The 18,048-nt window shown below is 70.6% G+C and carries 16 protein-coding genes; 11 read left to right on the top strand and 5 right to left on the bottom strand.

All coding sequences use genetic code 11. From position 1 onward, the window contains the following. Nucleotides 1-47: 47 nt before the first annotated feature. The 6 genes from ACWEVP_RS35355 (at nucleotide 48) to ACWEVP_RS35330 (ending at nucleotide 5,357) form a co-directional block, all read left to right on the top strand. On the top strand, nucleotides 48-767 hold the full coding sequence (locus ACWEVP_RS35355) for a DUF2786 domain-containing protein (protein ID WP_452066917.1): 720 nt from the start codon (nucleotides 48-50) through the stop codon (nucleotides 765-767). Between the two features lie 53 nt (nucleotides 768-820). Beyond that, nucleotides 821-1,558, top strand: coding sequence for a Long-chain-fatty-acid--CoA ligase (locus tag ACWEVP_RS35350; RefSeq protein ID WP_452066916.1), 738 nt, complete (start codon nucleotides 821-823; stop codon nucleotides 1,556-1,558). Nucleotides 1,559-1,613: 55 nt separating this feature from the next. Next, the gene (locus ACWEVP_RS35345; protein WP_452066915.1) at nucleotides 1,614-1,955 is read left to right on the top strand and encodes an ArsR/SmtB family transcription factor; all 342 of its coding nucleotides are present in this window, start codon (nucleotides 1,614-1,616) and stop codon (nucleotides 1,953-1,955) included. Beyond that, entirely contained in the window at nucleotides 1,952-2,200 is a 249-nt protein-coding gene (locus tag ACWEVP_RS35340) for a hypothetical protein (protein ID WP_364451598.1), read from the top strand. The genes ACWEVP_RS35345 and ACWEVP_RS35340 overlap by 4 nt, the downstream gene beginning before the upstream one ends. Before the next feature lie 112 nt (nucleotides 2,201-2,312). Further along, a complete protein-coding gene (locus ACWEVP_RS35335; RefSeq protein ID WP_452066914.1) occupies nucleotides 2,313-4,430 on the top strand; it encodes an MMPL family transporter in 2,118 nt (705 codons plus the stop codon). Between the two features lie 30 nt (nucleotides 4,431-4,460). Next, nucleotides 4,461-5,357: a DMT family transporter gene (locus tag ACWEVP_RS35330; protein ID WP_452066997.1), complete on the top strand. Its 897-nt coding sequence runs from the start codon at nucleotides 4,461-4,463 to the stop codon at nucleotides 5,355-5,357. On the opposite strand, the gene ACWEVP_RS35325 is transcribed toward ACWEVP_RS35330, so the two are convergent. Together ACWEVP_RS35325 and ACWEVP_RS35320 are read right to left on the bottom strand one after the other, a co-directional pair. After that, complete coding sequence (locus tag ACWEVP_RS35325; protein ID WP_452066913.1) at nucleotides 5,306-7,423, bottom strand: putative bifunctional diguanylate cyclase/phosphodiesterase; 2,118 nt, start codon at nucleotides 7,421-7,423, stop codon at nucleotides 5,306-5,308. The two genes, ACWEVP_RS35330 and ACWEVP_RS35325, sit on opposite strands and share 52 nt — an antisense overlap. Nucleotides 7,424-7,436: 13 nt before the next feature. Then, a complete protein-coding gene (locus tag ACWEVP_RS35320; protein WP_452066996.1) occupies nucleotides 7,437-8,255 on the bottom strand; it encodes an SAM-dependent methyltransferase in 819 nt (272 codons plus the stop codon). Between the two features lie 180 nt (nucleotides 8,256-8,435). Between ACWEVP_RS35320 and ACWEVP_RS35315 the strand changes: the two genes are divergently transcribed. The 3 genes from ACWEVP_RS35315 to ACWEVP_RS35305 are packed head-to-tail and all read left to right on the top strand — an operon-like array spanning nucleotide 8,436 to nucleotide 11,422. Next, the gene (locus tag ACWEVP_RS35315) at nucleotides 8,436-9,737 is read left to right on the top strand and encodes a cytochrome P450 (protein WP_452066912.1); all 1,302 of its coding nucleotides are present in this window, start codon (nucleotides 8,436-8,438) and stop codon (nucleotides 9,735-9,737) included. Between the two features lie 43 nt (nucleotides 9,738-9,780). Then, on the top strand, nucleotides 9,781-10,728 hold the full coding sequence (locus ACWEVP_RS35310; protein WP_452066911.1) for an alpha/beta hydrolase: 948 nt from the start codon (nucleotides 9,781-9,783) through the stop codon (nucleotides 10,726-10,728). Between the two features lie 55 nt (nucleotides 10,729-10,783). Continuing rightward, entirely contained in the window at nucleotides 10,784-11,422 is a 639-nt protein-coding gene (locus tag ACWEVP_RS35305; RefSeq protein ID WP_452066910.1) for a DUF6308 family protein, read from the top strand. Here ACWEVP_RS35305 and ACWEVP_RS35300 read toward each other — a convergent pair. Beyond that, entirely contained in the window at nucleotides 11,412-12,614 is a 1,203-nt protein-coding gene (locus ACWEVP_RS35300) for a cytochrome P450 (RefSeq protein ID WP_452066909.1), read from the bottom strand. The two genes, ACWEVP_RS35305 and ACWEVP_RS35300, sit on opposite strands and share 11 nt — an antisense overlap. Nucleotides 12,615-12,717: 103 nt before the next feature. On the opposite strand from ACWEVP_RS35300, the gene ACWEVP_RS35295 reads away from it, so the two are divergent. Continuing rightward, nucleotides 12,718-15,807: a BTAD domain-containing putative transcriptional regulator gene (locus ACWEVP_RS35295; protein ID WP_452066908.1), complete on the top strand. Its 3,090-nt coding sequence runs from the start codon at nucleotides 12,718-12,720 to the stop codon at nucleotides 15,805-15,807. On the opposite strand, the gene ACWEVP_RS35290 is transcribed toward ACWEVP_RS35295, so the two are convergent. Both ACWEVP_RS35290 and ACWEVP_RS35285 read right to left on the bottom strand, forming a co-directional pair. Continuing rightward, nucleotides 15,791-16,531 (bottom strand): ABC transporter permease, encoded by a 741-nt coding sequence (locus tag ACWEVP_RS35290; RefSeq protein WP_452066907.1) that lies wholly within the window; start codon nucleotides 16,529-16,531, stop codon nucleotides 15,791-15,793. The two genes, ACWEVP_RS35295 and ACWEVP_RS35290, sit on opposite strands and share 17 nt — an antisense overlap. Next, entirely contained in the window at nucleotides 16,528-17,463 is a 936-nt protein-coding gene (locus tag ACWEVP_RS35285) for an ATP-binding cassette domain-containing protein (protein WP_452066906.1), read from the bottom strand. The genes ACWEVP_RS35290 and ACWEVP_RS35285 overlap by 4 nt, the downstream gene beginning before the upstream one ends. A gap of 117 nt (nucleotides 17,464-17,580) precedes the next feature. Between ACWEVP_RS35285 and ACWEVP_RS35280 the strand changes: the two genes are divergently transcribed. Then, complete coding sequence (locus ACWEVP_RS35280) at nucleotides 17,581-18,039, top strand: hypothetical protein (protein ID WP_452066905.1); 459 nt, start codon at nucleotides 17,581-17,583, stop codon at nucleotides 18,037-18,039. Nucleotides 18,040-18,048: the final 9 nt, after the last annotated feature.

The following is an 18,048-nucleotide window of genomic DNA, read 5'->3' as shown; positions in this document are numbered from 1 at the left end:
ACCCCCGGTGCGCGCGTCCGAACACCTGATCGAATACCCTGCCCTCCATGACCGAGTCAGACCCGCAGCTCGAGCGCATCCGGAAGCTGCTGGCGAAGGCCGAGGACCCGGCGGTCACCGAGGCGGAGGCCGAGGCCTACAACAAGAAGGCCGCCGAGCTGGTCGCGCGGTACGGGATCGACCAGGCCATGCTCGCCGCGTCCGGGGCGAGCTCCGACGACATCGGCACGCTCAAGATCCCGATGAACGACCCCTACAGCCGCGACAAGGCGAGCCTGCTGACCTCGGTCGCCTACCCGCTGCGCTGCCGGACGCTGCTGCACCGGTACGGCCAGAAGGTCGACAGCGTCACGGTCTTCGGCTACCGCTCCGACCTCGGCCGGGTCGAGCTGCTGTTCACCAGCCTGCTGCTGCAGGCGAGCACGCAGCTGACACGCGTGCGGCCGGACGGTTTCTTCCCCGGCGAGTCGCTCGCCGCCTACCGGCGCACCTGGCTGCACGGCTTCGCCCGCGCGGTGCACGAGCGGCTGTCCGAGGCCGAGCAGGAAGCGGTCCGCACGGCGGCGCCCGGAGAGAAGTCGGCCGAGCTGGTCGTCCGCGACCGCGCGCAGATGGTGCAGCATGCCTTCGACGCCGAGTACGGCGACCTGCGCTCGGCCGCGCCCCGGCGGCTGTCCGGCAGCGGCTACCTCGACGGCCACGACGCCGGCACCCGCGCCAACCTCGACCCCTCGGCGCTCACCCGCCGGCTCAAGGCCCTGCGCTGAGCGTCGCCCGGTTGCCGGTGTCCGCCCGGTGATCTTTTCGCTTCACTGGGCGCATGCGCGTTGTCGATCTTGCCTCCCGTCCGGATCTGCTCGACGCCGCACTGGGCCTCGGCGACGTCGGCGGCCAGTTCATCTACCAGGGCGCCAGTGGCCGGATGATCACCGGCGAGCGGTTCCTGCGGCACTGGGCCCGCTACTTCCTGATCGCCCTCGACGACGACGGCGTCCCGATGGCGCGCGCGTTGTCGGTCCCGCTCGCGTTCCCGGCGGAAGACCGCGCTGAGCTCCCCGACCACGGCTGGGACCAGGCGATCGAGTGGGCCGCCCAGGACGTGATGGACGGCCGTGCGCCCACTGCGTTGTGCGCCCTGGAAGTCGTCATCGCGCCACACGTGCGCGGCCGCGGGCTGGCCGCGCCGATGCTCAAGGCGCTGAAGGCACGCGCCGCGGAAACGGGACTGCGCAAGCTGATCGTGTCGGTCCGCCCGATCGGCAAGGAGGCCGAACCGGCGGTCCCCATGCCGGAGTACGCGGCCCGCCGCCGCGAAGACGGCCTGCTCGCCGACCGCTGGCTGCGCACCCACGAGCGTCTCGGCGCGCGAGTCGTGAAGGTGTGCCCGTTCGCGGTGACACTGGCGGGTTCCCTCGCCGACTGGCGCGCGTGGACCGGCGTGAAGCTCGAGGACGGCGAGAACTTCATCCCGGGCGGCATCGCCCCGGTGTACGCGTCGACCACCTACGACACCGCGACGTACGTCGAGCCGAACGTCTGGATGGACCACCCGATGTGAAACCGGGGATCACCCTGATACCCCTGACCGGCGGCACCTGCTAACTTTTGTTGGCATGTGGACCACGGGCGACGACCTGCTGCGGCAGCTGGGCGCCCTCGGCAACCCGCACCGGCTGCGGATCGTCGCCGCCCTGCGCGCCGAGCGCACCTACGTCAGCAAGCTCGCGCGCGAGCTGCGGATCAGCCGCGCGCTGCTGCAGGTGCACCTGCGCAAGCTCGAAGCCGCCGGCCTGGTGCGGGCCAGCTTCGAGGTCGGCGACGACGGCAAGACGCTGCGGTTCTACGAGCTCACCCCGTTCTCCGTCGTGCTGACGCCGGAGACGATCGCGGCCGCCGTGCCGACGCTGACCACACCGGAATCCGTCCAGGGGGACGGCGAGGAGGGACGGACATGAACTGGCACCAGTGGCAGGAGATCATCGGCGTGACCGGGGTCTTCGTCCTGATCACCGTCGTGCTGTCGATCGCGATCGTGCAGCTGGCCTCGACCTGGCGCGCCAAGGCCGCGCTCGCCCGCGAAAGCGAATACCGCTCGCTGGCCGAAAAAGCCGTCCGGACGCAGGAGGAGACCGAACGGCAGCTGAAGGACGTCCAGGACCGGCTGCGGTCCATCGAGCACGTGCTCAAGGAGGTCGACTGAATTGAGGCCCTGGGCCACCGAGCGGCAACTCGGCGGCCCAGGAGGAAGAAGCACCCACTCGCCCGAGGGCGAGCTCTCATCGGATCACTCCTTCACGGAAGGACCTTAGTTCATGCTGCCCGCGAAACCCCCGCTGGTCGAACGCGTCACGAACTGGTCGCTGCGCCACCGCGCCGCCGCGATCCTCGGCTGGCTGGCACTCGTCATTTTCGCCTGGGCCGTCGGCACCTTCGTGCCCGGCACCGACGCGCGCTCGAACCCCGCCGGTGACGCCGGGACCGGCCAAGCCGTCCTCGACCGCCAAGCCACCCGGGAACCGTTCTTCGAAAACGTCCTCGTACCCCGGGACTCCCCGGCCGTGGCCGACCTGGTGACGACATTGACGACGTCCGGCGCGGTCGCGGACATCCGCTCCCCGCTCGATGACCCGGCCCGGGTCTCCGCCGACGGCCGGTCCGGCCTGGTGACGTTCCGGATCCTCGGCACCGGCACGGAAGTCCGGGCCCACCTCGCGACGGCGACCGCCGCCGTTCAGGCCGTCGCTTCGCGGCACCCCGGCGCCCACCTGGCCCAAGCCGGCGACCTCAGCGTGTCCGGCGCGGTCGACCAGAGCATCAAAGAGGACATCAAGCGGTCGGAGACCCGGTCGCTGCCCATCACCGTGCTGATCCTGCTGGTCGTGTTCGGCTCCCTGGTCGCGGCCGCGATCCCGGTGCTGCTCGCGGGCACGACGGTGGCCGCCGCGTTCGGCTTTCTGTCCCTTGTGGACAACTGGATCCCGGTCAACAGCGCCACTTCCGCGATGACGTTGCTCATCGGCATGGCGGTCGGCGTCGACTATTCGCTGTTCTTCCTGCGCCGGGCCCGGGAAGAACGCGCCCGCGGTGCCGACGAGTCGATCCGGATCGCCGCGCGGACGTCCGGACACGTGATCGTCGTGTCGGGGCTCACCGTCGTGCTATGCGTGACCGGATTGCTGTTGACCGGACTCGACAACCTCCGCGGCCTGACGGTGAGCACCGTCCTGGTCGTCGGCCTGGCCGTCCTGGCCGCGGTGACGGTGCTGCCGGCGACGCTCTCGCTGCTCGGCCACCGCGTCGACCGCGGCCGGATCCCGTGGCTCGGCAACCACGGCACACGCTCGCGGTTCTGGGCGGCGGTGGCCGGGGTCGTCACCCGCCGGCCGGCACTCTGGAGCGGAATCGCGGCCGCCGCACTGGTTCTGCTCGCCTTGCCCGCCTGGGGAATCCGGCTGCAGGACCCCGCACCGACCGAAAGCCTGCCGCGCGGCATCCCGGTGATCGACGCGGCCGCGCGCGTCCAGGAAGCGTTTCCCGGCGTGACGATGCCCGCGCACGTCGTCGTCTGGAACGAACGCGGCGGCCCGGTCGACACGCCCGCGGTCCGCCGGGCCATCGGCGAACTCACCGCGAGCACGCCGAAACCGGCCGTCGTCGTGCCGGTGGACCAGGCCCTCGTCGTCCGGATCCCGCTCGGCGGCACCGGCAACGACGAAGCCGCGAGCCGCACGCTCTCGACGTTGCGGGAAACCCTGCTGCCCCGGACGATCGGCCGGGTCGACGGCGTCGGTTACGCGGTGGCGGGCCGGACCGCGGAGGCGCACGACTTCACCGCGCAGGTGCTCGCGCGGGCGCCGTACGTCTTCGGGTTCATCCTGCTGCTCGCGTTCGTGCTGCTGCTCGCGGTGTTCCGGTCGGTCGCGGTGCCCGCGGTGTCGATCCTGCTGAACCTGCTCTCGGTCGGCGCTGCCTACGGCGTGCTCACGCTCGTCTTCCAGAACGGCTTTCTCGCGCCGTTACTGGGTTTCACGCCCTACGGCGGGGTCCTCGGCTGGCTGCCGATGTTCCTCTTCGTGCTGCTGTTCGGGCTCAGCACCGACTACCACGTCTTCATCCTCAGCCGGATCAGGGAACGCAGGCTCGCGGGCGGTTCGGCGCGGGACGCGATCGTGGAGGGCACCGCGCGCAGCTCCGGCGTCGTGACGAGCGCCGCGCTGATCATGACCGGCGTGTTCAGCGTCTTCCTGAGCCTGGCGGCGATCGAGTACAAGATGCTCGGGCTCGGGATGGCGTTCGCGATCCTCCTCGACGCGACCCTCGTGCGCGGCGTCCTGCTCCCGGCGGCCCTGGCGCTGCTCGGCGACCGGCTCTGGCCCCCGAAAACTGTAGCAAGTCTTAAAGATCGCTCCAGAACTCTTCACTTGTCCTGACGGGTTCACTTCGGCACCGTGGATCACGTGATGCGCATAGCCGTGCTGGCCCTGCTGTGGGGTTCGGGGTTCCTCTGGATCAAGCTGGCCTTGACCGGGCTGAGCCCCGTCCACCTCACGCTGATCCGCTGCGCCCTCGGCGCGCTGACGCTGCTGGTCCTGGCCGTCGCGGCGGGCCAGCGGCTTCCGCGTGACCGCCGGACGTGGGGGCGGCTGGTCGTCGCCGCGTTCTTCTGCAACGCCCTGCCGTTCGCGCTCTTCGGCATCGGGGAACGCACGGTGGACTCCGGGGTCGCCGGTGTCATGAACGCGACGACACCGTTGTGGTCACTGCTGATCGGCGTCCTGCTCGGCACCGACCGCCGCCTCGGCCCGGCGCGGCTGCTCGGGCTGGCCCTCGGTTTCGCCGGCGTGCTGCTGATCTTCGCGCCCTGGGAGCAGGCCGGGCTGCTCAGCACGGGCGCGCTGGCGTTGCTCGGCGCCGGCCTCAGCTACGCGATCGCGTTCGCTTACATGGCACGGAAACTGCCGCCCGGCGGGGCACCGCTCGCGGTCTCGGCCGCCCAGCTGACGACGGCGACCGCGTTGACCGCCTTGGCACTGCCGGTCTCGACCACGGCCCCGCACCTGAACGTGACGGCGCTGGTGGCGGTGACGGTCCTCGGCGTGTTCGGGACCGGCATCACCTTCTACCTCAACTACCGGGTGCTCACCGACGAAGGCCCGACGGCGGCGGCGACGGTCGGTTACCTGCTCCCGGTGGTCTCGGTGGCACTGGGCGCGCTCTTCCTCGGCGAACCGCTGTCCCCGCGGGTGCTCGGCGGCATGGTGGTGGTGCTGATCGCGGTCGGCCTGACGCGGACCCGCCGTCCGGCTCAGGCGAAGCTGGCCGCCAGCTCGCCCGGCGCCCTCGCGACGCCGAAGTAGCTGCCCGTGCCGAGTTCCGCGCCGGCCGTGCGCCACCAGCTCGCCTGGTCTTCGGTGTGGATCCCGTCGACGACCAGGGTGGCGCCGACCTGGCGGACCAGCGGGACCAGCGCGCTCAGGAACGTCGAATCCGACCACGCCTGCCACTCCACGAGCCTGCGGTCGACGCGGACGATGCCGACCGGCAGGTCTTCGACCGCGCGCAGGTCGTCCGGGCCGAGCCCGAACTCGTCGAGCATGACCGTCACCCCCAGCGTGGCGAGCGCGGTGACGTTCTCGAGGACACCGGACACCTTCAGCGCGCCGACCGGGACGCCGAGCATCAGCTGCTCCGGCGGCAGGCCGGTGTCCGAGAGCAACCGCGTCACGCGCGTGCCGAGCGCTTCGTCCGACACCTGGTGACCGGTCAGCCCGGCCACCACCGGCAACCGGGAACCGGCGCGCTGGCGCCACCATTCGCCCTGCCGGGCCGCCGCGCGCAACAGCCAGTCCCCGAGCGGCAGCACCAACCCGGTCGACTCGGCGAGCTCCGCGCAGCGTTCGTGCTCCAGGGCCGCTTCGCCCGGCCGGTCCCAGTGCAGCCGGGCCTCGTACCCGGCGACCTCGCCGTCCGCCAGCCGCGCGAGCGGCCGGTAGCGCACGGCGATCTGGCCGTTCTCCCAGGCGCCGGCCATGCCCACGGCCAGCGCCTGCGTCCGCCGGTCTTCGACGTCGGCTTCGGGGTCGAACATCTTCCACTGGCCGCGCCGCCGCACCTTCGCGCGCCGCAGCGTCTGGTCGGCCGCGCGCAGCAGCTCCGCCGGGTCGATGCTCTTGGCGGGCCGGTGGACCACGCCCGCGCTGGCCGACAGCGCGAGGCCGTGGCCGTCGACGAAGAACGGTTCGGCGAGCTCGTCGTTGATCGCGCGGACGGTGGCGTCGATGTCCGGCGTCGTCGCGGAGTTCTCGACCAGGATGCCGAACTCGTCGGCGTGGAACCGCGCGATCATCGCCTTTTCGCGGGCCATGACGGACTTCAGCCGCTGGGCGAAGTGCACCAGCAGCTGCTCGCCGACGCGGCGGCCGAGGCTGTTGCAGACCATGCCGAACGCGTCGAGGTCGACGTGGAACAGCGTGACCCCGTACTCCGGGTCGGCGCGCCGCAGCGCCGCTTCGAGGTGGGTGCCGAAGTACTGACGGTTCGGCAGCCCGGTCAGCACGTCGTGCAGGGCCTGGCGGCTCAGCTCGCCCTGCAGCAGCATCAGCTCGGTGCCGTCCTCGACCACGACGACGAAGTGGCCGGGCTGGTCTTCGGCGTCCCGCAGCAGCGACGCGGTGAGTGAGATGCGGGCGACGTCGCCGTCCCTGCGCAGCAGGCGCTGGGACTGCCGGATCCGTTCCTTGCCACCGCCGACCAGTTCCGCCATCGCCTCGCGGAGGACCTCGACGGTCTCCGGGTGCACGTGGTCGGTCAGCTGCGTCCCGGTGAGCTCGCCCGCCGGGTGCCCGAGCATCTCGGCCAGCGCCGCGTTCGCGCGCACGATCCGGCCGTCGAGGTCGACCAGCGCGATGCCGCTCGCGGACGACGTCACGACCTCTTCGAAGCGCGCCTCGCTCTGCTTCAGGTTCCACTGCGCGTCCCGCACGGCCTTGAGCAGCGACAGGTGCATGATCTCCTGCTGGTCCAGCACACTCCGCTCGTGCGCGAGCAGGAACCCGCACGAGAGCGCGCCCAGCGCCACCACGATCCGCTCGACGAAGCGGTCCGCCGGCCGCAGCTCCGGCAGCGACGGCAGGCCCTTCCCGAGGACGTCGAGCGTGCACCGCAGCCCCGGCTCGCCGACGTAGCCGAGTCCCACCAGCCGCGCGCCGATCCGCTCGGCCGGCGCGGTGTCCGCGGACGTGCTCCGGAGGGAGTCGACCAGCGTGTCGAGCATTCCGCGCAGTTCTTCGTCGAGGAGCTCACGGCTGAGCGAAACGACGGTCACGCCACTGAGCAGGTAGGCCCATTTCCGGGCGAGCACGGTCCGCGCGCGTTCCGGGTCCGGCCCCACCGGGCGTTCCGGTCGTTGTTCGATCATCGGCATGTGCGGCGCCCGTTCAGCTCTTTCGGCCGATGCCGGCGTAGACCAGCATGTTCATCTCCGCCGCCGCGGAGATGTCCGCCGGCCCGGACGGGCGCCATTCGCCGCAGCCGACCAGCCCGGGTTCGACGATTTCGAAACCGGAGAAAAGGGCGGTCACCTGAGCGTGCGTTCGCAGTGTCACCTGATCGGGACTTCGGCTTTCTTTGATCACGTCAGTCGCGTCCTCGAGGTTTTCGCCCTGGTGGTCGCCGGTGACGTGGGTGATCGCGAGGAAACTGCCCGGGACGAGCGCCGAACTGTACCGGCCGACGAGGTCGAGCGGCCCGGATTCGTCCGGAACCCAGTGCAACATCAACAACATCAGCAGGCCGATCGGCTTTTCGAGGTCGAGCAGCCCGCGCACCTGCGGCGATTCGAGGATCTTCTCCGGATCCCGCATGTCGGCCTGCACGATCGCCGCGTGATCGTTTCCCGCCAGGATGAGCTCGCTGTGGGCGACCGCCACCGGGTCGCGGTCGACGTACACCACGCGGCAGTCCGGATCCTGCGCCTGCGCGACTTCGTGGACGTTCGCCACGGTCGGGATCCCCGAACCGATGTCGAGGAACTGGCGGATCCCGTTGGCCGTCATGAACCGCACCGCCCGACCGAGAAACGCGCGGTTCACGCGCGCCGCGTCGCGCAGGCCGGGCATCGCGCGCTCGATCTGCTCGCCGACCGCGCGGTCGACGGCGAAGTTGTGGCCGCCGCCGAGCATGAAGTCGTAAGTGCGCGCCATGCTGGGCACGGAGATATCGACACCCGGTGGAACCCATTCCGGTGATCGTGTCACGAGAAACACCTTCTCAGCCGCGTCGGACCGGAAAGAGCTTAGCGATTCCCGAACGACCGGTGACTGCGCCATCCGCGTGAGGGCACACCACCCGATCGGGCACTGTCCCGTTCGGCCGGACGCGCCTACCGTAGGCCGTCTCCTTGGGAAATCCACACAATGGCGCAACGAGGAGTCCGCATGACCGTCCCGGAGGCCCCGGGCCGGTGGCCTTTTCTCGGGCACACTCCGGCACTGCTGCGGCGACGCTTCGCATTCACCGATTCCCTGCACGAACACGGAGAAATCGTCAAACTCCACCTCGGCCCCATGCCCGCCTACTTCGTCACGAGCCCGCGACTGGCCCACGAAGTGCTGGTCACGGCGGGTCCGAAGTTCCGCAAGGGCGTCATGTTCGACAAGTTCAAGCCATTCGTCGGAAACGGCTTGGTACTTTCGAACGGCGACTTCCACCTCCGGCAGCGGCGGCTGATGCAGCCCGCGTTCCACCGCGACCGCCTGGCCGCGTACGCCGAAACCATGCGGCGCGCGGCGACTGAACTGAGCGACTCGTGGCAGCCGGGCGAAGTGCGCGCACTCGACGAAGACCTGCAGCAACTCGCGGTGACGATCGTCGGCGAGGCCTTGTTCCACACGGAAATCGGGAAACAGGCGGTCGACGAAGCGCGGCGGTCCATTTACCTCATCATCCAGCAGGGAATGATTCGCGCGTTGTCGCCGAAGTTCGTCGAAAACCTGCCGGTGCCCGGCAACCGGCGGTTCGACGAAGCGATCGAGCGGATGCGGGAAATCGTCGTCGACGTGATCCGCGACTGGCGCACCGAGAGCGTCGACCACGGCGACCTGCTGTCGACGCTCCTGCTGGCCGGCATGACCGACGAGCAGGCCCGCGACGAAGTGCTCACCCTGCTGACCGCCGGCATCGAGACGACCGCGCTCGCGCTGGCGTGGACGTTCCACGAGCTCGGCAGGCACGCGGACGTGGAAGCCCGGGTGCACGCCGAGGTCGACGAGGTGCTGGGCGGCCGCCCGGTCACCGTCGACGACCTGCCGCGGCTGACCTACGTCCGGCAGGTGGTCGACGAGGTCCTGCGCTGCTACCCGCTGTGGATGCTGATGCGCCGGACGCTCGAAGAGGTCGACCTCGGCGGCACGCGGATCCCGGCGGGCGCCGAGGTGATCGTCAGCCCGCACGCCCTGCACCACGACCCCGCGTCGTTCCCCGACCCGGACCGGTTCGATCCCGGCCGCTGGGAGCCGGACCGGGTGGCACGGCTGCCGAAGGGCGCGTTCATCCCGTTCGGCGCCGGCGGACGGCAGTGCATCGGAAACCGCTTCGCCCAGAACGAAATCGTCATCACGGTGGCCACGGTGGCCGCGCGCTGGCGGCTGGTCCCGCTCCCGGGCCGGCCGGTGCGCGTGAAGTTCACCTCCGCCGCCTACCCGGACAGCCTGCCGATGACGGCTGTCCCCCGTCACTAGCTGGAGGTCTTTCCCCTTGCTACGCCGAATTTGTGCTGTCCTCGTGCTGTTCGCGGCCACGTTGTTCGTGCCCGCCCCGGCTTACGCGACGACGTGCGAAGACCTGTACGTGCCGGTCACGGTGGCCCTCCTGCCGCAGACGATGCACGGCCGCCTGTGCGGCCCGCCCGGCGCGTCGACGGTGGTGGTCCTGATCCCCGGCGGCACGTACAACGCGTCCTATTGGGACATCGGCTACACCCCGGAGACGCGGTCGTTCCGCCTGGCGGTGAACCAGTCGGGGATCGCGACGCTCGCGCTCGACCGGCTGGGCACGGGGCAGAGTTCGAAGCCGCTGAGCACGCTGCTGAGCGCGTCCGTCCAGGCCACCGCGGCGCACCAGGTGGTCCAGGCGGTGCGTCCTCGGTACGCGAAGGTGGTCATCGGCGGCCATTCGATCGGCTCGGCGATGGCGATGATCGAGGCCGGCCGCTACGGCGACGTCGACGGCGTGCTCGTCACCGGGATGACGCACCGGATGAACCTGGTCTCGGTGATCCCCACGCTGGCGGGGATGCACCCGGCGACACTGGACCCGTCGCTGCCGGGCCGCGACGCGGGCTACCTGACGACCGACGCGGGCACCCGCTACACGGCGTTCCACACCCCGGGCCCGTACGACGACGGCGCGATCGCCTACGACGAGTCCACAAAGGACGTCTTCGCGGCGACCGAGGCGGTGGACAGCCTGACGCTGACGACGGTGGTCAGCCCGGCATCGCAGCAGATCACGGTCCCGGTCCTGCTGGTGGTCGGCAACGACCCGAACTTCTGCGGCCTGCTGGGCAGCGACTGTTCGTCACCCGAGGCGTTGCGCGCGTCCGAAGCACCGTTCTTCGGCACGTCGAACCTGCAGACGTACATCCTGGACGGCTACGGCCACTCGATCGACTACGCCCCGGACGCCCCGCTGTACTTCGGCGTGGTGGGAAACTGGCTGAAAGCCCTGTAGTAACGGTGGATCGGGCGGGCGCGACCCCTAAGCGGCGACGAGGGGAGCGCCCGCCATGCCCGACTACGCAGACCAGCACGAGCTTCTGGACGAATGCGTCCGCGGCGAACACCGCGACGAGTCGTTGACGGCCCTCAGGTACTACTTCGACGGCTGCACGGGCCGCTGGTTCGAACGCTACGCCGGCGGCGGCGACGGACCATCGGTCGCCAACACGGTGACCGAAGCCGACGTCCTGGCGCTGAACTTCCTCAGCATCAGAAGCCTGGCGGACGTGGCGATCGACACGACGATGACGTACGGCTACCAGATCCGCGCCCTGCTGGAACAGATCCCGGTGGACGTCCCGATGCACGCGACAGCCTGGTCGACGTACGAAGAGGGCGCACCGGCGTACCGCTTGTGGAACCTGTTCCGAACCTGCGGCGGCGGCCACCGCCCGGTGACGGCGGCCAAGCTCCTGGCGCGAAAGCGCCCCCAGCTGGTCCCGGTGTACGACAGCCGCGTCAGAGCGGCACTGAAGGCACCGAAGAGCGAGTGGCACTGCCTGTGGAGCTGGTTCCACACGGACCCGACGAGAGCACCGGCGCTCGAGGAGCTGCGGAAGGAGGCGGGCGGCATCGAGGACATCAGCCTGCTGCGCTGCCTGGACGTCGTCCTGTGGATGCGCGCCCGCCGCGGTTTCACCAGCTGACGGGCAGCTCGTGCACCCCGTAGATGGTCATATCGGTCCGCAGCTTCACCTCATCAGCGGCAACAGCGAGCCGCAACGTCGGGAACCGCCGCAGCAACCCCTCGAACCCGGCCCGCATCTCGATCCGCGCCAGCTGCTGCCCGAGACACTGGTGAACGCCGTGCCCGAAGGACAGCAGCCCCCGCGCGTTGCGCCGGAAGTCCAACGCGTCCGGGTTCTCGAACCGCGAAGGGTCCCGGTTGGCGGCCAGCAGCGAGACGACGACCGTCGAGCCCGCAGGGATCGTTTCACCTCCAAGCGAAAGGTCCTCCGTCGCGTAGCGGAAGAAGATGTCGGCCACCGACAGGTACCGCAGCAGCTCCTCCACCGCCCCTGGCATCAGCGCAGGCTCCGCACGCAGCGAAGCCAGCTCGGCCGGGTGCTCCAGCAGCGCGAACGTCCCCAGGGACAGCATGTTGGCCGTGGTCTCGTGGCCGGCGATCAGCAGCAGGAACGCGGCCCCGGTCAGCTCCTCGATCGTGAGGTCCTCGTGCCGGGCCAGGTCCGAGAGGATGTCCTCGGTCGGCGAAGACCGTTTGCGCGTGACCAATTCGGACAGATACGTGTTCAACGCGATGTACGCGCCCATCTTCTGCTCGAGCGTCTGGTCGCGGACCATGAACTGCGCCGAGTTCGCCTGGAAGCTGTCCCGGTCCTCGTACGGGACGCCGAGCAGCTCGCAGATCACCAGCGACGGCACCGGCAGCGCGAACTCCTTCACCAGGTCGACCGGCGGAGCCAAGCGAGAAAGGTGGTCCAGCTGCTGCTCGACGACCTCGGCGACGCGCTCCTCCAGCTGCTTCATCCGCTTGACGGTGAACGCGCCGGTCAGGCGCTTGCGCAGCCGGCCGTGGTCCGGCGGGTCCATCGCGATGAACATGCCCGGCAGCTGCGGGGACGGCTCGGTGGCGACGGGCATACCGGGCGTCTCGTACGGCACGTGGACGACGTCGAGGTCCAGCCGCGAGCTGAACCGCGTGTCGGCCATCATCTGGCGCACCGCTTCGTAACCGGTGACGAGCCAGCCCTCGTGCCCGTCCGGGAAAACCATCGGGCTGACCGGCCGCACCGAGCGCAGCCGGGTGATCTCGCGGGGCGGGTCGAAGGGACCCGCGTCCCGCTCCATCGGCAGACCCTGCGGGATGTCGCTCATCGGAGGTCCTTTCGTGGTGGTTGTGCCGACCACCATCGCCGCCGGGCCTGACACGGCGCTGACACGGACCGGTCACCAGCCGCGACGTGGCATCATCGGCCGAGTGCACATCGGGATACTGGGGTCCTTCGAAGTCCGCGCGGATGACGGCGTCGTCGCCGACGTACCGGGCGCCCGCCTGCGCGGACTGCTGATCGCCCTCGCGCTGGATCCGGGGCGGGTGGTCCCGAAGGCGACGCTGATCGACTGGATCTGGGGCGAGCAGCCGCCTGCCGACGCGGCGAACGCGTTGCAGCGCTTGGTTTCCCGGCTGCGGAAGGTGCTGCCGGACGGCGCCGTCGAAGGCCGCCCGGCCGGCTACCGGCTGGTGGTGGACCCCGACGCCGTCGACGCCGTGCGGTTCGAACGCCTTGTCGCCCAAGCCGGCGACGACGTCCGGCAGCTGCGTGAAGCGCTGGGGTTGTGGCGGGGCGCGGCCATGCAGGACGTCGGCCTCACCGAGAGCGCCGCGTTCGACGCCGCGGTCACCCGGCTCGAAGGACTCCGGCTGGCCGCCCTCGAGGACCGCTTCGACGCGGAGACCACCTTCGACCAGGGTGTCGTCACCGAACTCACCGACCTGGTGGCCGCGCACCCGGCCCGGGAGCGGCTCGTCGGCGCGCTGATGCGCGGCCTGGTCGCGACCGGCCGGGACACCGAAGCCCTGCGCGTCTACGAGCGCACGCGCGAGACGCTGGCCGACGAACTGGGCGTCGACCCGTCGCCGGAGCTGGCCGCGCTGCACGTCGCGCTGCTGCGCGGTGAGCTGACCCGGCGCGAAGAGCCGCGCAAGACGAACCTGCGCGCCGAGCTGACCAGTTACGTCGGCAAGGAGGACGACGTCACCGCCGTCCGCGGCCTCGTCGCTGAACACCGGCTCACCACGCTGGTCGGACCGGGCGGCTCGGGCAAGACCCGGCTGGCCACCGAGACGGCACGCACGCTGCTCGGCGACGTCCCGGACGGCGCCTGGCTGGTGGAGCTCGCGCCGACCGAGGGCGACGTGGCCCAGGCGACGCTCGCCGCGCTCAAGCTGCGCGACTCCCTGCTCGGCGACACCTCGGACGTCGAGCCGATCGACCGGGTCGTCGCGGCGATCCGCGACCGCGACATGGTGCTGGTCCTCGACAACTGCGAGCACGTCATCGAGTCCGCGGCGGCCTTCGCCCACCGGCTGCTCGGCGAGTGCCGCCGGCTGCGCATCCTCGCGACGAGCCGCGAGCCCCTCGGCATCACCGGTGAGGCGCTGTGGCCGGTCGCGCCGCTCGTCCTGCCCGCCGAGGACGCCGACCCCGCGAAGATCGAGGAAGCTCCCGCCGTCCAGCTGCTGCGGGACCGGGCCGGCGCGGTGCGCAAGGACTTCGTGGCCGACGCCCCGACGCTCGCCCGCGTCTGCCGGGCGCTGGACGGGATGCCGCTGGCCATCGAGCTCGCCGCGGCGCGGCTGCGCACGATGTCCCTCGAGCAGCTCGCCAACCGGCTCGACGACCGGTTCCGGCTGCTGACCGGCGGCAGCCGCACCGCGCTGCCGCGGCACCGGACGCTGCGCGCGGTGATCGACTGGAGCTGGGAGCTGCTCTCCGACGAAGAACGTGCCGTCCTGTGCCGGCTCTCGGTGTTCGCCGGCGGTGCGAGCCTGGAGGCGGCCGAGCGGGTCTGCGCGAACGACGCCGTGGAGGAGATCCTGACGGCGCTGGCCGAGAAGTCGCTGGTGGTCAGCGAAGGCGACCAGGCGCCGCGCTACCGGATGCTCGGCACGATCAAGGAGTACGCCGAGCAGCGGCTCGCCGAAGCCGGCGACACCGATGCGGCGCGGCAGGCGCACCTCGCCTATTTCACCGAGCTCGCCGAAACCGCGGAGCCGCACCTCCGCCGGGCCGACCAGCTGGAGTGGCTCGCCACCCTCGACGCGGAACACGACAACATCGCCGCCGCGATGCGCGGTGCGCTGGCCGCGGGCGACGCGGCCGGGGCGATGCGGCTCGCGGCCGGCGCGGGCTGGTACTGGTGGCTCGCCGGGCACAAGTCCGAAGGCAACGAACTGCTGATGGCGGCGACGGCCGTGCCGGGCGAAGTGCCCGACGAAATCCGCGCGACGGTCTACGCGTTCGTCACGGGGTTCCTGACCGCCGGCCGCGGCAGCGATGAGAACCAGGCGGTCGAGTGGATCCGCCAGGTGCACGAGATCGCCTCGCGCCTGGAGCACCCGCACCCGGCGGTGTCGCTGGTCGCCGCGCTGGAACGCATGGTGCAGACCTCGGGGGCGTTCGAGTCGGCGTGGGAGCCGCTGATCACCGACGACGACCCCTGGGTCCGCGCGCTGGCCCGGCTGCAGCTCGGCAAGATGCGGATCCAGCTCGGGCAGGAGGGGCAGGACGCGCGGGCCTACCTCGAGGCGGCCCTCGCCGAATTCCGCACGCTCGGCGAACGGTGGGGCACGTCGTTCGCCCAGACCGAGCTGGCCGATCTGATGGCCATGCACGGCGACTTCGCCGGGGCGTGCGGGCACTACGAAGCCGCGACCGCGATCGCCACCGAGGTCGGCGCCGTCGAGGACGTCGTGCGGATGCGGGCGCGACAGGCCCAGCTGCACTGGCTTTCCGGCGACGAGGCGGCGAGCGCGAGCGCCATCGCGGAGGCGCAGCGGTGCGCGGAACGGGTCGCCTGGCCGGAGGCGCTGACCGAGCTGGCCCTGTCGAAAGCCGAGCTCGCCCGCTGGAGCGGCGACCCGGGGCAGGCCCGCCGCCAGCTCGACGTCGCGAAGGCGATGCTCGGCACCGCCGCCGAGCGGGCCCAGATCCGCGCGATGTTCCACGACCTGCTCGGGTACCTCGCGGAGGATCTCGCCGAATCCCGCGAACACCGGGCCGCCGCCTTCGCGGCGGCGGCCGAGGTGGGCCACCCGCCGCTGCTCGCACAGGTCCTCGTCGGGATCGCCGACCTGGCGTCGCGGCGCGAACAGCACGAGCAGGCCGCGCGGCTGCTGGCGGCGAGCGCCGGCGTGCGCGGCCGGCCGGACCGGTCCCGGCCGGACCTGGCCCGGATCGAGCAGGCAGCGCGAAGCCGCCTCGGTGACGAGGGGTTCACCGAGGCGGCTGCGGCGGGGGCGCGGGCGGACTGGCGGGAACTCGCCGAGGTCACGCTCGCTTCTTGAAGGTCGACCGCGCCCAGAAGTAGCCGGCGAGGGCGATGCCGAGGCACCAGGCGACGGCCGTGATCGCGTACCCGGTGGACGGGGTGCCGTTGAGCAGCCCGCGCACGGTTTCGATGATCGGCGTGAAGGGCTGGTACTCGGCGAACTGCCGCAGGCCCGGTCCCATCTTGTCCGCCGGGGCGATCGCGCTGCTGAAGAACGGCAGCATGACCAGCGGCACGGAAGCGAGGCCCGCCGTCTCCGGCGACTTGGCGAACAGTCCCAAAGCGACGGTCAGCCAGCCGGCCGCGAAAGCCAGCAACACGACGATGCCGAGCACGCCCAGCCAGTCGAGGAAGCTCGCGTTGGGCCGGAAGCCCAGCGCGAAGGCCACGCCGACGAGGGCGGCGATGGCGACCAGGTTCGTCAGGACGCTCGCGACGACGTGCCCGGTCAGCACCGCGCCGCGCGAGACGTCCATGACCTTGAAGCGGTTGATGATGCCCTTGGTCATGTCGGAGTTCACCGAGGTCGCGGTCGCGCCGAGGCCGTAGCAGATGGCCAGCAGCATCAGGCCGGGCGTGGCGTAGTCGACGTAGTTCACGCCGACGTCGAACGCGTCTCCGAGCATGTAGACGAACATCAGCATGATCACGATCGGCATCAGGACCGCGTTGAACACCGAGGTCGGGTTCCGGGCGATGTGCTTGAAGTTGCGGCGCAGCATGACGGTCTGGGCGTTCATTTCGCGGCTACCTCCGTGGTGTGGCCCGTCAGGGCGAGGAAAACGTCGTCGAGGTCAGGGGTGTGGACGGAGAACTCTTCGGCGCTGACGGCGTACTCGTCGAGCCGGTCGAGCAGGTTGCGCAGTGATTTGGTGCCACCGTCGCCGGGAACGCGCAGGGTGAGCGACTCGTCGTCGCGGGTGGAGCCGGAGATGACCCGCGCGGCGGCGTCGAGTTCGGCGACGGAGGTGAACCGCAGCCGGACGTGCGTACCGGGGATCAGCCGCTTGAGCTCGTCGGGCGTGCCCTGAGCGACGAGCCGCCCCCGGTCGAGCACGGCGATCTTGTCGGCGAGCTGGTCGGCTTCGTCGAGGTACTGGGTGGTGAGGAAGATGGTGACGCCGTCGGCGACGAGGTCCTTGACGATGGACCACATGGTCCGCCGGCTACGCGGGTCGAGGCCGGTGGTGGGCTCGTCGAGGAAGATGATCCGCGGGTTCCCGACGAGGGTCATGGCGAGGTCGAGCTTCCGCCGCATACCCCCGGAGTAGGTGGAGGCGGGCTTCCGCGCGGATTCGGTGAGTTCGAAGCGCTCGAGCAGTTCGGCAACGACCGTCTTGCCGTTCCCGACGGGACTGAGATCGACCATGAGCTGCAGGTTTTCCTGCCCGGTGAGCAGTTCATCGACGGCGGCGAACTGCCCGGTGACCCCGATGGCCTTCCGCACGGCTTTGGCATCGGAGCCGACGTCATGCCCGGCGACGCGCACGGTCCCGCCATCGGCCTGGGCGAGGGTGGTGAGGATGTTGACGGTGGTGGTCTTCCCGGCCCCGTTGGGCCCGAGGAGCGAGAAAACGCTCCCCGAAGGAACATCGAGATCGATGCCGTCGAGGACGACTTTGTCTTGGTAGGCCTTCCGGAGGCCGGTGGCGGTGATGGCTGAGGTGGTCATGGGAGGAACTTTGAAGGCCCGCCCTGACACCGGCCTGACCCCGAACTGACACGGCCCCTGTCACGCACCGCGCATACGAAAAAGGCCCGCACTCTTGCGAGTGCGAGCCTTCACAACGTGGAGGTTAGGGGACCTTACTCGAACATAAAAGACCAGGTCAGAGCACTGGAAGAGCTCCGCGAGAAGCTTCCCAGCCTCGATACACCCGCGCCACCGTCGGTCAAGCGCGTCCGCCCCGGCCGCGCTCGGCAACTCGGCACCGAGCAGGTCAAGCAGCTGATCGCCGACTACCGGTCCGGCGCGACGGTGTACGAGCTCGGCGACCGGTTCGGCATCGAACGACGAACGGTCAGCAACATCCTCCACCGACACGGCGTGCCGATGCGCCGCCGCGGCCTCTCGCCCGCTCAGGTCGACGACGCCATCCATCTCTACAACCTCGGCTGGTCGCTGGCCCGAGTCGGCGATCACCTGGGCGTCAACCACACCACCGTGCTGAACAAGCTGCGCGAACGCGGCATCCCCACCCGAGACACCCACGGGCGTCCGCGCGTCGAAGCAGGTGGTCCTCAATGAGCCGACCTG

The sequence above is a fragment of the Amycolatopsis sp. NPDC003865 genome (assembly GCF_053605345.1).
This window is presented reverse-complemented; position numbering and strand designations above follow the sequence as displayed.

What these genes read in the sequence shown, in the direction of transcription:
- ACWEVP_RS35355 (WP_452066917.1), top strand. Translation starts at nt 48, where the DNA reads ATGACCGAGTCAGACCCGCAGCTCGAGCGCATCCGGAAGCTGCTGGCG.
- ACWEVP_RS35350 (WP_452066916.1), top strand. Translation starts at nt 821, where the DNA reads ATGCGCGTTGTCGATCTTGCCTCCCGTCCGGATCTGCTCGACGCCGCA.
- ACWEVP_RS35345 (WP_452066915.1), top strand. Translation starts at nt 1,614, where the DNA reads ATGTGGACCACGGGCGACGACCTGCTGCGGCAGCTGGGCGCCCTCGGC.
- ACWEVP_RS35340 (WP_364451598.1), top strand. Translation starts at nt 1,952, where the DNA reads ATGAACTGGCACCAGTGGCAGGAGATCATCGGCGTGACCGGGGTCTTC.
- ACWEVP_RS35335 (WP_452066914.1), top strand. Translation starts at nt 2,313, where the DNA reads ATGCTGCCCGCGAAACCCCCGCTGGTCGAACGCGTCACGAACTGGTCG.
- ACWEVP_RS35330 (WP_452066997.1), top strand. Translation starts at nt 4,461, where the DNA reads ATGCGCATAGCCGTGCTGGCCCTGCTGTGGGGTTCGGGGTTCCTCTGG.
- ACWEVP_RS35325 (WP_452066913.1), bottom strand. Translation starts at nt 7,423, where the DNA reads ATGCCGATGATCGAACAACGACCGGAACGCCCGGTGGGGCCGGACCCG.
- ACWEVP_RS35315 (WP_452066912.1), top strand. Translation starts at nt 8,436, where the DNA reads ATGACCGTCCCGGAGGCCCCGGGCCGGTGGCCTTTTCTCGGGCACACT.
- ACWEVP_RS35305 (WP_452066910.1), top strand. Translation starts at nt 10,784, where the DNA reads ATGCCCGACTACGCAGACCAGCACGAGCTTCTGGACGAATGCGTCCGC.
- ACWEVP_RS35300 (WP_452066909.1), bottom strand. Translation starts at nt 12,614, where the DNA reads ATGAGCGACATCCCGCAGGGTCTGCCGATGGAGCGGGACGCGGGTCCC.
- ACWEVP_RS35290 (WP_452066907.1), bottom strand. Translation starts at nt 16,531, where the DNA reads ATGAACGCCCAGACCGTCATGCTGCGCCGCAACTTCAAGCACATCGCC.
- ACWEVP_RS35285 (WP_452066906.1), bottom strand. Translation starts at nt 17,463, where the DNA reads ATGACCACCTCAGCCATCACCGCCACCGGCCTCCGGAAGGCCTACCAA.